The 13,504-nt window shown below is 43.6% G+C and carries 13 protein-coding genes; 6 read left to right on the forward strand and 7 right to left on the reverse strand.

The features are described 5' to 3' along the window. Window positions 1–108: 108 nt before the first annotated feature. From JMX91_RS10215 to JMX91_RS10235, 5 genes are all read right to left on the reverse strand, one after another. Window positions 109–621 carry an AMP-binding protein gene (locus tag JMX91_RS10215; RefSeq protein ID WP_227679380.1) on the reverse strand — a complete coding sequence of 171 codons (513 nt, stop codon included), beginning with the start codon at window positions 619–621 and terminating at the stop codon, window positions 109–111. Window positions 622–626: 5 nt separating this feature from the next. Further along, on the reverse strand, window positions 627–1,421 hold the full coding sequence (locus tag JMX91_RS10220) for an ABC transporter ATP-binding protein (RefSeq protein ID WP_037032897.1): 795 nt from the start codon (window positions 1,419–1,421) through the stop codon (window positions 627–629). Window positions 1,422–1,468: 47 nt separating this feature from the next. Beyond that, window positions 1,469–2,236 (reverse strand): ABC transporter ATP-binding protein, encoded by a 768-nt coding sequence (locus JMX91_RS10225; protein ID WP_201548964.1) that lies wholly within the window; start codon window positions 2,234–2,236, stop codon window positions 1,469–1,471. Continuing rightward, complete coding sequence (locus JMX91_RS10230) at window positions 2,233–3,330, reverse strand: branched-chain amino acid ABC transporter permease (RefSeq protein WP_201548966.1); 1,098 nt, start codon at window positions 3,328–3,330, stop codon at window positions 2,233–2,235. Before JMX91_RS10230 ends, JMX91_RS10225 begins: the two co-directional genes overlap by 4 nt. 76 nt (window positions 3,331–3,406) lie before the next feature. After that, entirely contained in the window at window positions 3,407–4,285 is an 879-nt protein-coding gene (locus JMX91_RS10235) for a branched-chain amino acid ABC transporter permease (RefSeq protein WP_057758078.1), read from the reverse strand. Between the two features lie 450 nt (window positions 4,286–4,735). Here JMX91_RS10235 and JMX91_RS10240 point away from each other — a divergent pair, with 450 nt between their 5' ends. Further along, window positions 4,736–6,076, forward strand: a complete 1,341-nt coding sequence (locus JMX91_RS10240; RefSeq protein WP_201548968.1) for an NAD(P)/FAD-dependent oxidoreductase — start codon at window positions 4,736–4,738, stop codon at window positions 6,074–6,076. A 241-nt stretch (window positions 6,077–6,317) separates the two neighbouring features. Then, on the forward strand, window positions 6,318–7,283 hold the full coding sequence (locus tag JMX91_RS10245) for a pirin family protein (RefSeq protein ID WP_201548970.1): 966 nt from the start codon (window positions 6,318–6,320) through the stop codon (window positions 7,281–7,283). Window positions 7,284–7,370: 87 nt separating this feature from the next. On the opposite strand, the gene JMX91_RS10250 is transcribed toward JMX91_RS10245, so the two are convergent. Further along, on the reverse strand, window positions 7,371–8,474 hold the full coding sequence (locus JMX91_RS10250; RefSeq protein WP_057758073.1) for an alkene reductase: 1,104 nt from the start codon (window positions 8,472–8,474) through the stop codon (window positions 7,371–7,373). Between the two features lie 250 nt (window positions 8,475–8,724). Then, window positions 8,725–9,648, reverse strand: coding sequence for a DMT family transporter (locus JMX91_RS10255; protein WP_201548972.1), 924 nt, complete (start codon window positions 9,646–9,648; stop codon window positions 8,725–8,727). Window positions 9,649–10,254: 606 nt separating this feature from the next. On the opposite strand from JMX91_RS10255, the gene JMX91_RS10260 reads away from it, so the two are divergent. The 4 genes from JMX91_RS10260 to JMX91_RS10275 all read left to right on the forward strand — a co-directional run bounded on the left by JMX91_RS10260 (window position 10,255) and on the right by JMX91_RS10275 (window position 13,475). Continuing rightward, window positions 10,255–10,668, forward strand: coding sequence for a hypothetical protein (locus JMX91_RS10260; protein WP_101205128.1), 414 nt, complete (start codon window positions 10,255–10,257; stop codon window positions 10,666–10,668). A gap of 280 nt (window positions 10,669–10,948) precedes the next feature. Further along, window positions 10,949–11,953 (forward strand): lipoate--protein ligase, encoded by a 1,005-nt coding sequence (locus tag JMX91_RS10265; RefSeq protein ID WP_201548973.1) that lies wholly within the window; start codon window positions 10,949–10,951, stop codon window positions 11,951–11,953. A gap of 209 nt (window positions 11,954–12,162) precedes the next feature. Beyond that, entirely contained in the window at window positions 12,163–12,579 is a 417-nt protein-coding gene (locus JMX91_RS10270; protein WP_201548974.1) for a VOC family protein, read from the forward strand. Between the two features lie 128 nt (window positions 12,580–12,707). Then, window positions 12,708–13,475, forward strand: a complete 768-nt coding sequence (locus JMX91_RS10275; RefSeq protein WP_201548975.1) for a lysozyme inhibitor LprI family protein — start codon at window positions 12,708–12,710, stop codon at window positions 13,473–13,475. The last annotated feature ends 29 nt before the right edge of the window (window positions 13,476–13,504 follow it).

The following is a 13,504-nucleotide window of genomic DNA, read 5'->3' on the forward strand; positions in this document are numbered from 1 at the left end:
TGAACCCCATCGAAAAGAAATGGGCACAGGCTAAGTTTCTACGCCAAGGCTGGATGGAAAACGACTTATCCAAATTGTTTTATGATATTTGTCCTAACCATAACAATTTTATTTTGAACTGACTATATAAGCAAGCTGCTCGGGACTGTCTGTCGTATAGACACCATTGGGTATCCCGCCTACGCCGCAGACACCCATATCAAAATAAAGCCATTCTTTATTGTCTTCACTTAAGATAGAAACGGTATCGCCTTTACTCAGGCCAAGCTCGACGAGTGCCATACCGATATCGCAGCTATGATGATAATAGTCTAGCCAACTATAACTCTGCCAAATACCAAAGCTCTTTTCGCGATGAGCAATCCTGTCGCCTCGGCTCAAGCAAACCTGTCGCCAAAGTTTGCTCAACGTATCGCACCCTTCTAGGATTTGAGGTGCATGATCGAAAGGCGCATTATGTATCTGTTGACCAGTATTGTCAGCATGACTTTTAGCATGGTTTTCAGAATGGTCTTGAGACGATACTGGTGCGGCAGATGTTACTTTCGTGACCGTAGCATCCGCGGGAGAAAGTGAAGTATTGTTTTTAGTATTAACATCAATATCAATGGAGGTCGTCATGATTATTATCGCCAAGTCTTTTTGCGTTTCCACCGAGTGGCTTCCGCAGTGTTATCTTTGGTTTGTCCCAAATAGAACTCTTTAATATCATCAGAGTGCATGAGTTTGTCCGCTGAGCCTGCCATGACAATACGCCCTGTTTCTAACACGTAACCGTAATCCGCTGCTGCCAAGGCAACTCTAGCATTTTGTTCAACCAGTAGAATCGTCACACCTTGCTCTTTATTTAATCGTCGAATAATGGCAAATATCTCTTGTACCAATAATGGAGAAAGTCCAAGAGACGGCTCATCGAGTAGCATAAGAGAGGGTCGTGACATTAGCCCGCGACCGATAGCGAGCATTTGCTGCTGACCTCCAGACATCGTGCCAGCTGCTTGTGTACGGCGATCTTTTAGAATAGGAAAATACTCATATATCATCTCTACATCGCGCTGTATCTCAGACTTATCACGCCGAGTATAAGCACCCATTGCCAAGTTTTCGGCGACATTCAAAAAGGGAAATACCTCGCGTCCTTCGGGTACGTGCGACAGTCCTTTTTTGACCAAGCGATCAGGCTCAGTACCATCGATACGCTCTCCGTGGAACCATACTGCGCCCTTGCGAGGATTGATAACCCCCGAGATGGTTTTCATTAGCGTCGTCTTGCCCGCCCCATTCGCACCCAAAATAGTGACCACTTTGCCTTCGGGCACCTCTAGACTCACGCCTCTCAATGCCATCACTGGGCCATAAGCGGATTCTAGGTTTCGCACCTCAAGCACGTTGTTTTTTACTTCGGAGTCGACCAAATTCATTTCGGTAGCCGGCGCGGCAGAGGATAGTGATTTTTTAATAGCTGACATTACACACTCTCCTGTCCAAGATAGGCTTCAATAACCTGTGGATTGGCTTGCACCTCAGCTGCCGTGCCCTGAGCCAAAAACTTACCTTCAGCGACGGCCAATACGCGATCTGATACGCGATTCACAAGACTCATGTCATGCTCTACCATCAAGATAGTCAAGCCAAGATCCTTTTGCATATCCTCAATCCACCATGCCATCTCGGATGTCTCCTCTACGCTAAGACCAGAGGCCGGCTCATCGAGCAAAATAAGCTTTGGGTTAGCAGCTAATGCGCGCGCAATCTCGACCACTTTTCTAATACCGTAAGGCAAACCTGCAATCAGCTTATCTCGATACGGCGCTAACTCTAAAAAATCGATAATTTTTTCAACTTGCAAACGATGCTCGCGCTCGCTACGGCGTACCTTTGGCAGAAACAACAAGTCCTGTATCCATGACGTATTGCGCTGCGAATGGCGACCGATAAGCAGGTTTTGAAGCACGCTTGAGTGATCAAACAACTCAATGTTTTGAAAAGTACGGGCAATACCCAATTTTGCGATATCGTGAGCTGGGAGCTTAGTAATATCAGTGTCATCAAAAGTAATACGACCACTAAGCGGCTCGTATAAGCGACTGATTAAATTAAAAATCGTTGATTTACCAGCACCATTAGGCCCTACGATAGTAAATACCTCGCCCTCGTTTACCTCAAAACTAATATTATCAACGGCTTTTACACCACCGAACGCGATAGATAAGGAGTCAACTTTTAATAAGCTCATCGCATACGCTCCGTTTTAAGATAAGTTTTAGAACGGCGAAACAGTCCTTTTCGATACAATGGAAACATCTGAAACCAAGTCCGTATCTTTATCCAAATGCCGTATATACCGCGTGGCTCATAGATGATCATGATGACAATGACTAAGGCAAACAGCGCCGTATCAATACCAGGAATACTGGTGATACTAGAGCCCGCACCTTGACCAACCATATCGCCTAAGATAGCAATCACTTGTGGTAATAAGACAACGACAACAGCACCAAAAAACGCACCATGTATGGAGCCCAAACCACCAATGACAATCTGCAGTAAGATGGTGATAGAGATGATAACGGTGAAGCTCTCATAATTGACTGCTTGTACAAAATGCCCATACATAGCGCCGCCAACAGCGGTAATCGCGCAAGATATGCTAAAAGCTAGCGTTTTGGCTTGCGGTACATTGACGCCAAGCGCGCGGGCGGATACTTCACTGTCTCTGATGGCTAAGAACGATCGTCCAGTGCCGCTTCTGAGTAAGTTGATATACCCTAAGGTAACCAACACCACGAGTGCGAGGCATAAGTAATAAAAGGCTTTGGGCGTGATGTAGCGATCGATGGTGTAGCCAAACAGATTGATAGGAGAGGCAAAGGTGCCAGAGATTCCACCCGTAATAGGCTCAGCTACGATAGCGATGTCCTCAACGATAATACTAAGCGCTAAGGTTGCGATGGCTAAATAGATACCGCTGGTTCGTAGGATAGGTCTGGCGATGATCGCACCGATAACCCCAGTGATGAGTGCGCAGGCAATCAAAGCAGGGAAAAAATTCCACCCTCGAGCCATCAGTGCCATATGGCTAAATGCCCCTATCGCCATAAAGGCGGCATGACCTAAGCTGACCTGTCCGGTGTGCCCGGTCAAGAGCATCAGACCGAGTCCAGAGATTGACCAAATCAATATGGCGCTTAGCTCACTGATATAATAGTTGCTCAATAACCAAGGCGCCATCAGTAGTAGCAAAAGAAGCACGCCATACTTTATAAGTTGGCTTTTGTCATCAAAGATATTGATATCTTGATCATAGCTGTGTTTAAACTGAGCTTTCATGGGCAGTACTCATCCTTGAAAAGATTTGGAGGCCGCTTTGTCATCCTTGAATCAAAGCTGCCTTGGATCAAAGCTTCTATACTTTTTTCTGTTTGACCTGAGAAAAAATACCGCCCGGACGTACGATTAGTACGATTAGCATAACCACATAAGGCGCAATTTGACTAAGACCTAGCGGTAGATAACGACCAGCAAAGGGCTCTATCACCCCTACTAGCAATCCGCCTGCCAGTGCACCAGGCAAGGAGCCTAAGCCACCGATTACCGCAGCGGCGAAGGCCTTGATACCGAACAGTAATCCGACAGAAGGTTCAATGGCACCTTTGGCCGCAAATAGTATTCCAGCAAGTGCGGCAACCACCCCTGACAATGCCCAAACGATACCGTTGACCCGCTTGACAGGAATACCCATATAGTAGGCTGCCATTTGGTTTTGACTACTGGCTTGCATCGCAATACCAAGCCGCGTGTGGGCAAAAAAGAAGTACAAAATGGAGGTTAATGCGATAGTAGATATGATGATAATAATGTCGACATAAGCGATACTCAGTGAGCCTAATGCCAACATCTTGCCTGAAAATGGTGTCTGTAGTGAGACGGGGCTATGTCCCCAGATGACACCAGCGACAAAACGCATCAAGAAACCAAGCGAGATGGTAAGGATGACCATCGCAAATTGCGGTTGACCAAAAATACCACGTAGGATAAAGCGATCAAGTAAGTAGCCAAATGCACCCATGATGACAGCAGCAAAGGTGATGCCTAATAAGAAGGGAAGGTTTGCCTGATCGGCATTGATGAAAGATATGCCTAAAAAGGCACCGAGCATAAGCATGTCGCCTTGGGCGAAATTGACCGCTTCTGAGGCTTTGTAAATGAGTACAAAACCCAGCGCTAACAGCCCATATATACAACCATTAGCAATCCCGCTAATGAGCAGTTGTAGGATATCCATAAAGTCCCTTTTGTCTTAACATTATCATCCGTGACAATGTTTGAATAAGCGGTTCAATCGACTGACTTTTTCATCAACTACTTGTAAAGAAATTCATTTCCTTCATATAAAGACGACTAGCGTTTTAGTAAGTAATCAACATGGCAGCAGTAGTAGCGAATCATATTCATGTATTATCAACTACTTGTAAAGAAATTCATTTTCTTCATATCAAAACGACTAGCGTTTTAGTAAGTAATCAAAATGGCAGCAGTAGTAGCGAATAATATTCATGTATTCACATTATACCAACTACGAATTATTGTCTATAGAAAAATCAAAGTTATTCAATGATTTATAGCAAGCGACAAAAGCTATTTATATTACTCACCTAAAAACACCGCCATTGTTGCCATGGTATAATTAGCTACTTTATATCGTCTATCCAAACCTATTCTATAAGTCATCATCATGAGTCAAATGCCAAAACAAGCAAAGCCAGTTAAGCCAAGCAATTCATCAGCGGGTAATCCATCGTCAGTTAAGAAATCTACTGATAATCACTATGACGTCATTATCATCGGTGCTGGTGCTTCAGGATTGTATTGCGCACTGACTGCTGGTCGCCGTGGTCGCCGCGTATTGGTATTAGATCATGCCAATAAAGCTGGCAAAAAGATTTTGATGTCGGGTGGTGGTCGCTGTAATTTCACCAATTACTTTGTAGAGCCTGAGCATTTTATCGGTGCCAATCCCCACTTCTGCAAATCAGCGCTAAGTCGCTACCCGAGTTGGGAGTTTATCGGCATGGTAGAGTCGCATAAAATTGCCTACCATGAGCGCGAACATGGTCAGCTGTTCTGTGACGACTCAGCACAAGACATCTTATCTATGCTGCTAGATGAATGCGCGGCTGTAGGCGTACAAGTAAAGCTTAATGCTCAAATTGATCATGTTAAAACTGCTGCTCATGATAAAGGCGAACGCTTTTATCTAACGACGAGCAAAAAGCTTGGTAAAAAAGACATCGCGAGCGGCACTCAGTCCGCGCAAACACGCTATAGCTGTGAGTCTTTGGTGGTCGCTACTGGTGGTCTATCTATCCCGACCATGGGAGCAAGTGGTATCGGCTATGAGTTGGCACAGCAGTTCGGGCATACGCTTGTGCCTACTGATGCCAGTCTCGTACCGTTTACCTTCACTGATAAAACAGGCGAGCTTATCCGTGCCTTGGCTGGTATCAGTCTGCCAGTTATTGCCAGTAACGAGCGTATCTCTTTTAAATTACCCGTTCTATTTACCCATCGCGGTCTCTCTGGCCCTGCCATGCTACAGCTCTCCAACTATTGGCAGACTGGCGAAACCATCAGTATCAATCTGTTGCCTGAGATAGACGTCACTGAGCTTTTACTGACTCGCAAAAAATCACATCCACGCCAACTGATTCGTACCGTATTGGCAGAAAACACAGACAATGCGCTACCTAAGAAGCTATTGGCAGCGTTACAGACGCACCTGTGGGAAGACATCAAAGATACAGAACTTGCCAATATCAAAGACGAGCGCCTTACAGAACTTGGTGCTACGCTCAATGGCTGGCAACTCAAGCCCTCTGGCACAGAAGGTTACCGCACTGCTGAGGTCACACGCGGCGGCGTCACAACAGACGAGGTATCTTCCAAAACGATGCAAAGCAACTTGCAAGATGGCTTGTACTTTATCGGCGAGGTGCTCGATGTGACTGGCTGGCTTGGCGGCTATAACTTCCAATGGGCTTGGGCAAGTGGTTTTGTCAGTGGTGAAGTCGTTTAATCACTTCAATGGCTTCCCTATTTATAGCGATAATAGTGGCTTTAGTGTCTGTTAGGATTTGAATAATTGATCAATGTTCAGATAATGGCTGACAGTATGTTTGATGATAGTTGAATGGTTTTAGACAGTAATCTTAGAGAACGATGAGAATAAACACAACATAAGTCTATTTTTATAGTAGAATTAACGTAAGGCATTCATCCTATTGATAGCAATGCCACTTAGACTTATGAGGTAATCCATGCGTCCAATCAAGCATATTCATGGTGATAAAAAGCCGCATTGGGTAGGTGATGGGTTTTTCGTAAAAACCCTAATCAACCATCTCGATAATAATCCTGATTTTAACTACAGCCATACCGATCCCTTTTTATTATTTGACTACGGTAAGCCTACGACCTTTTTACCCAATCCTGATTATAAACTGCAACCGCACGGTGTTGGACTGCATCCGCACAAAGGTTTTGAAACTGTAACCATCGCTTATTCAGGTGAGATTAGCCATGCAGACTCGACCGGTGGGCGCGGCGATATTTTAGAAGGCGATGTACAGTGGATGACTGCTGGTCGCGGCATTCTGCACGAAGAGTTCCACTCTGAAGCCTTTGGGCAACGTGGCGGCGTCTTTAGTATGGTGCAGTTATGGGTCAACTTGCCAAGCGCCCACAAACTAACCGACCCCAAATATCAGTCTATCAAACGTGCTGATATGCCTATCGTCGATCTGATAGACAACAGCGATGAGCAAACTGTCATCGGTCAAGCTGCCATTATTGCCGGTGACTGGCATGGAATAACGGGAGCAGCAACGACCTTTACGCCAGTCAATATGTGGGATATCGAGCTACATAAAGCAGGTACAACCACGCTACAAGTACCGAAAACACATAACACCCTACTGCTGGTACAAGAAGGTCAAGTATTGGTCAACGATACAGCTGTCAGCGCAGGTAGTTTGATAGAATTTTCAGCGCCTATCCGAGCTCATGTAGACACTCAGGTTAAACATCCACCATTATCTGCTACCGATACTGTTGAATTGACCTACCCTGCAACTACCGATGAAGGCATACCCATCAAATTGCTACTGCTAAGCGGCGAGCCAATCGGTGAACCGGTCGCAGGTCACGGTCCCTTTGTCATGAATACTCAAGAAGAACTAAGACAAACTTTCCGTGATTATCAAATAGGCATTTTCGGCAAATAATAAAAATTTATGCATAAAAAAAGCCGCTCAACTATTGCTAGTTAAGCGGCTTTTTTATCTTGCGTTATTTAGCTAAAAATCTAACTATTACGCTTGGTCTAAAAATGGATAGTCGGTATAACCTTCAGCACCGCCACCATAGAAAGACTCTGGATGCTGCTCATTAAGCGGGGCGCCTTTTTGAATGCGCTCAGCCAAATCAGGGTTGGCGATATAGTCACGACCAAAGGCGACTGCATCGATATAACCTGCTTTTACATTTTGCTCTGCTTTTTCGGCAGTATAGCCACCAGCTGCGATAATCATTTGATCAAAAGCAGCACGCACACGCTTACGGAAGTCTTCGCTATACGGCGTGCCACCTGCCCAATCTGGCTCTGACAGATGCAGATACATGATACCGCGTTTGTTAATCTGCTCAATCATCCAGATATTTTCGTCTTCGTTATATCCAGCTTCTACGTTGTTGAACGTACCAAGTGGTGAAATACGAATACCAACATGATCTGCATCCCAAGCGTCTACACACGCATCGATAACATCAAGCGTCAAGCGCGCACGGTTTTCGCGGCTACCGCCGTATTCGTCATCACGCTGGTTGGTTTGCTCAACCCAAAACTGATGCAATAGGTAACCATGGGCACCATGAATCTCTACCCCATCAAAACCCGCTTCTTTAGCGTTCTTAGTTGCTTGACCAAAGTCAGCAATAACTTGTTTGATTTCTTCAAGCGTGGCTGGACGTGGCGGCGTTGCATCTACACGAATGGCTTGGTTGTCGCTGTCACGTAGCGAGGTACGTACACCAACATCAACGTTAGAAGCAGAAATCGGCGCTTTGCCGTCTGGCTGTACACTCTCATGAGAGACTAAGCCCGTGTGCCATAGCTGTACGACGATTTTGCCACCTTTAGCATGGACATTATCTACGATGGTTTTCCACGCAGTGATTTGGTCTTTGGTATGAACGCCTGGCGCGCCAGCATAGCCTTTCGCTTGGAAGGACACTTGCGTCGCCTCAGTGATTACCAGGCCAGAACCTGCGCGCTGTGAATAATATTCGCTTGCCAGTGCTGTTGGTACATCGCTTGGCTCAACCGAACGCAGACGCGTCAACGGTGCCATAATAATACGGTTTTTTAGGGTTTGGGTACCCATCTCGACGGTTTCAAATAAATTATCGTGTGCCATAAAAAGCCCTGTTTATTGTTTTAAACCTTAGTATCAGGTTTACTATTATTGGTAATAAATAGCACTTATATTAGTAGGTAGCACTTAGCTGTCGTTCTATAATTTGCAAAGTACGCTACTCATAAGCCGAGTTCTTTATAGGGGGCGAAAGCGATTATTCCAAGCAATATTTACAAACAGAAACACCAATATTTAGATATTCGAATCTTTATAATTAAAGGCTACGAAGACAGTTTACTGTAGCTTAAACTCACGTCGCCCGCGTGGAATTCTTTGGTTGTAGCATCTTTTTGACAGACAGCTCTAGTGACAGATACGTACCAAACAATATCACCACTGAACCGATGATGGCTTGAATATTTAGGGCTTCACCAAGCAGTAGATACCCTAAAATAATGGCAAAAATCGGAATAACTAGCGTGATACTAGTGGCGCGCGTCGGGCCAATATTTTTAATCAGCTGATTCATAAAAATAAGGGCAATAGCAGTCGAAAATACACCGATACAGATTACGGATACCCACGCCTTTATGCTAATATCTTTACCATAAGGGAACTCATTAAAAGCCACAGGCAGCATAATGATACTACCGATAATGAGCGAGCCTGCGGTGATAGCGACTGGCGATATCTCATACAGATAGTTTTTAGTGATGTTGGCCCCAAGCGCATAACCTACACAGGCTAGTAGCGCGTAACCCATCGGTAATAATCCCTCGACCAACCCTTTGCCTGGCTCACCGCCACTAAATAAGCTTTCGCTCATCAGTATGATTACCCCAATCACTCCGATGACCAAACCGAGTGCTTGTTTTTTTGATAACCTATCTTTAAAGAAGACTCTAGCGATAAAACCACTCATCATCGGCACAGAAGCATTTAGTACGGCTAGCACGCCTGCGTTCACTGACTGCGCGGAAAACGAGAACAACACAAAAGGTAGCGCTGCCGAAAACAAGCCAACGAGCGCTAACATTTTCCAATGCTCCTTGATGCCGACTCTGTTTTTCTTATTGAGTAATACAAAGACCAACATGACCAATCCGGCGAATATCACACGCAAACTGGCGAATGCCAATGAGCCAAACTCAGGTACGCCGATACGATAAAAGACGAAAGAGAGTGACCACATAAAAGAGAGCGTCACAAAGATGATGAGGTCACGGTTGGTCATTGGGTAATCCTATTAAGCGCCTAGACTGCGTTTGCCAACTCGTGTCGGTCATAAGCGTCTGATGCGTTGTAAAAATTATCAAGCGATTAAAAACTCATGATGATAACTTTTTAATTGTTTGATGGGTAATTTTTTATAAAATTTATAGTGGAATTTTACTCATCCGTTGAGTTTTTTCGGAATAATATGAACATTTCTATCTCTTCTATAATCTGTAAATCTGGACAAATCCCTTTTAGTAAGTACTATATAATAAGCAGCGCTTATCCTATAGCTCCTATACTTTAGCCTATTCCAACGCCTTTCTATTCACATACTAAAGAACTCCAAAGTCATCCTTAAGTAAGTCATCCGTTCAATACCTATAAAAACAGATTCACGGTCATAGTAAACCCTTCTTATAACCCTGTCCTATAACAGCTACTCTTAATAATACTGATGTTAAAAGTAGCTTTAATACATCAGTTCAAGATTTTCTTAAAATATATTAGTTGATATTTGTTCACTAATTTTCTACTATCTAAAAGGTATTGGTTAGTATTTGGCAATACAAAAAATAGATGGCAAACATCATTAGTAGGATTTATAAATTATTGAGGAATAATTATGAAAAGGATAGCGTTATTTATCGGTATGATGTCAGTTGCAACGGCAGGTTTTTGCGGGGTTGGTCAGTTCTCAGATGAGACTACTTGCTATGTTTATAAACAAGATAAACTGCAAAAAAAGCTAAACTGTCAGTATGAGGGTGCTGAGGGTGCAGCGATGAGTTACAGTTTTAGACAGGTCTCCTATAACCTGCCAGGATTTGGCAAAATGGCAACCTCTACCAGTGCAAATTATAATGACCGTAATGAAGTGACTGGATGGACGACCACTGTCAATGACGAGCCAGCGATCATCAGATATCGTCTGCCAACCAATCAGCGTATCGTCAGTGATGCCTATGCGCAGTCTGGTAAAGCAGTTATGCAATGTTATCTTAGTACAAAATCGCAGTGGGAGATTTGTGCTAAATAGAACAAAGTACTCTGGCAATTTATAGTGCAATAAAGCTGAGCGTTTTGATTGGCTTTTATGTCCGCCCGCTAAAAACTGAAGCATCACCCTTAGCACCATCCTCTATAAAATTTTTTCACCGTTTTCTCTATATGCTCAACGTCTTCACCACTGTCAAAGCCACTGATAAGATCGCTCCCTCTATTCGACAGCCATTGAATTACAAACCTACATCGGTAAGAATGGGGCTACCTATTTATAAAATCTGCTCACCAACCCAGTTTATTAACGAGTCAAATACATGAAACTGCGCATCCTAAAATCTGCTGTGACCAATCCTTGGTTCAACCTTGCCACCGAGGATTGGATATTTAATACGCTCAATCCCGACTCTCATACCCTATTTTTATGGCGTAACTCTGAGACCGTGGTTATTGGACGCTCACAAAATCCATGGGTAGAATGCAAAACCGATAAGATGGAAGCAGACGATGTGTTTTTAGCGCGGCGTCAGAGTGGTGGCGGCGCGGTATTTCATGATTTGGGTAACACCAACTTTACCTTTTTATCGCCCAGTGATGCTTACGACCAAGAAGCAAACTTCACAATCATCATCAATGCGCTTAAGAAACTCGGCATAGATGCCACGCTGTCTGGTCGTAACGATATGCAGGTCGGCGACCGCAAAATATCGGGCAGCGCATTTAGACATTCAGCCGATCGCAGCTTTCATCATGGCACATTGCTGGTCAATGCCAATATGCAAAAGCTTGGCGACTATCTGAACCCGCATCCGCTAAAGCTGAAAGCAAAAGGCATCAAGTCTGTGCGCGCTCGCGTGGCAAACTTGGTAGATTTTAATGAGGCTATCAATCACGAGACCTTGTCTGATGCGATTATCGAAGCGTTCTGTGAATATCATGGAGAGACTGCACAGGTCGAGCAATTAGATGAAGCTAGCCTTGCTAAGCAACCGACGCTAAACGCTTACTATCAGCAGATGGCAGACTGGGATTGGCGCTTTGGTAAAACGCCTGAGTTCACCCATCATATCGAGACACGCTTTGATTGGGGCATGATGGATGTGCATATGGATGTGAAGCAGGCAATGATTACAGAGGTTGTCATTTTCTCTGACGCGCTAAATGTTGAACTTATTGATCTGCTTAAAAAGACATTGACTGGCGTTAAATATAATAAGCCTGAGATTAAAAACAAGCTCGATGACCTAGCAATAGCGCAACCTGAATTGGCAACGCAAGTGAGCGATTTTGAAAAATGGTTGGTTGGTGAGATGGAAGGTTAGATTTTGCGACGTCAGATTTAATCTAGTAAGTATCCCAGAGTGTGCCGCTTGCACTGCTTGATAAAAAGTTACTGACACAAATGCGCTGTATATAGTTAACGGTATTGACATCGTACATACGCCATTTTAGATTTTGTATATTAATGATGCATAAAAAGCACCCTGCCATTACTCCATTTTTTATGAATAATCAATATTAAGGTATTTTCATGAAGTACTTACATGCAATGATTAGAACCAACAAACTAGAAGAAACGTTATTTTTCTATTGTGACCTTATGGGCTTACAACTGCTAAGAAAGAGAGATTCTGAATCAGGCAGATTCAGCTTATATTTTTTAGCAACGCATGAGGGTGCACCTGAAATTGAGGTGACACACAACTGGGATGAAAAAGAGTATACCACTGGCGATAATTTTGGGCACTTTGCCTTTAGAGTCGACAACATATACGCACAGTGCGACACCTTTATACAGGCAGGGATCGAGATATTAAGACCGCCTAGAGATGGCCATATGGCTTTTGTTAAAGACCCTAATAATATCTCAATTGAGCTGCTACAAAATGGCGAAGACTTAGAGCCTATTGAGCCTTGGATTTCGATGGAAAATATTGGCAGTTGGTAGGTGAGTGAGGCTGGTTAGTTGGGCTAGGATGGGTGGACTGATTCGTTTTTTGCGGAAAGTGATGATGACACGTATATCACAATTTAGCTTTCTTAAAATACAATCAAGCTCTAAAAAATGAGGGTAATATGAAAAAGTTATGCATCACCACAATCGGTATTTTAGGCACTTGCCTACTCTCCACTTATGCCAATTCAGCAAGTTTTGACTGCAACAAAGCTGCTAGCTGGGTAGAAAAAACCGTCTGTGACAGTCCTGAGCTTTCTAGGCTTGATGACGCAATGGCGAAGAAATATAAAATCAATCTTGGCGCTGCTCCTGACTATGAAGACAGCAAAGCTTTTAAAGATAGGTTCATTGCTAATCAACGCACATGGCTTACGTTTCAGCGTAATACCTGTAAAAGTGAAGAATGTCTGATACGTGAATATAAAGAATATATCGAAGAGCAAACCAATTACGGTGTGGCTTGGAATTTTTCAGATGAGTTAAGTCCTTCTGATTTACCGAGAAAAAGTGCCTTTGGTAAGTTTTCTCAAACCTCTCAAATCTCAATATATAATTCAGGTACTCAACGCTGGGAGGATACAGAAGAGGCGAAAAACACGGTATCGATTCATAGTGTCGCTAATAAACCTTACCTTTCTATTATCGAGGGCGTTTTGATTTTTACCAATGCTCATACTTGTGATTTAGGAGAGAGTAAGGCCGTATGGTCACAGAATCATTGGGTCATCAACGATGATCAGCCAAATAAAACTGTTGAGCTGCGTTTATATCCAGCAACTTATAAAGGCCAAACTCAATTATTATTAAGAGATATGGATGATCAATATAGAAGACTGCATTGTGGTATGCGAGGGTATTTTGACGGTATTGTATTAGAGCATGAGTAAGTGAACAAAATCACTCTATTCTCTCAAAA

Origin of the sequence: Psychrobacter sp. Pi2-1 (assembly GCF_904846645.1) — a bacterium.
Classification (GTDB): Bacteria; Pseudomonadota; Gammaproteobacteria; order Pseudomonadales; family Moraxellaceae; genus Psychrobacter.

Excerpts from the sequence above, each read along its gene's own strand:
- JMX91_RS10215 (WP_227679380.1), bottom strand. The coding sequence starts at position 621 with ATGACGACCTCCATTGATATTGATGTTAATACTAAAAACAATACTTCA.
- JMX91_RS10220 (WP_037032897.1), bottom strand. The coding sequence starts at position 1,421 with ATGAATTTGGTCGACTCCGAAGTAAAAAACAACGTGCTTGAGGTGCGA.
- JMX91_RS10225 (WP_201548964.1), bottom strand. The coding sequence starts at position 2,236 with ATGAGCTTATTAAAAGTTGACTCCTTATCTATCGCGTTCGGTGGTGTA.
- JMX91_RS10230 (WP_201548966.1), bottom strand. The coding sequence starts at position 3,330 with ATGAAAGCTCAGTTTAAACACAGCTATGATCAAGATATCAATATCTTT.
- JMX91_RS10235 (WP_057758078.1), bottom strand. The coding sequence starts at position 4,285 with ATGGATATCCTACAACTGCTCATTAGCGGGATTGCTAATGGTTGTATA.
- JMX91_RS10240 (WP_201548968.1), top strand. The coding sequence starts at position 4,736 with ATGAGTCAAATGCCAAAACAAGCAAAGCCAGTTAAGCCAAGCAATTCA.
- JMX91_RS10245 (WP_201548970.1), top strand. The coding sequence starts at position 6,318 with ATGCGTCCAATCAAGCATATTCATGGTGATAAAAAGCCGCATTGGGTA.
- JMX91_RS10250 (WP_057758073.1), bottom strand. The coding sequence starts at position 8,474 with ATGGCACACGATAATTTATTTGAAACCGTCGAGATGGGTACCCAAACC.
- JMX91_RS10255 (WP_201548972.1), bottom strand. The coding sequence starts at position 9,648 with ATGACCAACCGTGACCTCATCATCTTTGTGACGCTCTCTTTTATGTGG.
- JMX91_RS10260 (WP_101205128.1), top strand. The coding sequence starts at position 10,255 with ATGAAAAGGATAGCGTTATTTATCGGTATGATGTCAGTTGCAACGGCA.
- JMX91_RS10265 (WP_201548973.1), top strand. The coding sequence starts at position 10,949 with ATGAAACTGCGCATCCTAAAATCTGCTGTGACCAATCCTTGGTTCAAC.
- JMX91_RS10270 (WP_201548974.1), top strand. The coding sequence starts at position 12,163 with ATGAAGTACTTACATGCAATGATTAGAACCAACAAACTAGAAGAAACG.
- JMX91_RS10275 (WP_201548975.1), top strand. The coding sequence starts at position 12,708 with ATGAAAAAGTTATGCATCACCACAATCGGTATTTTAGGCACTTGCCTA.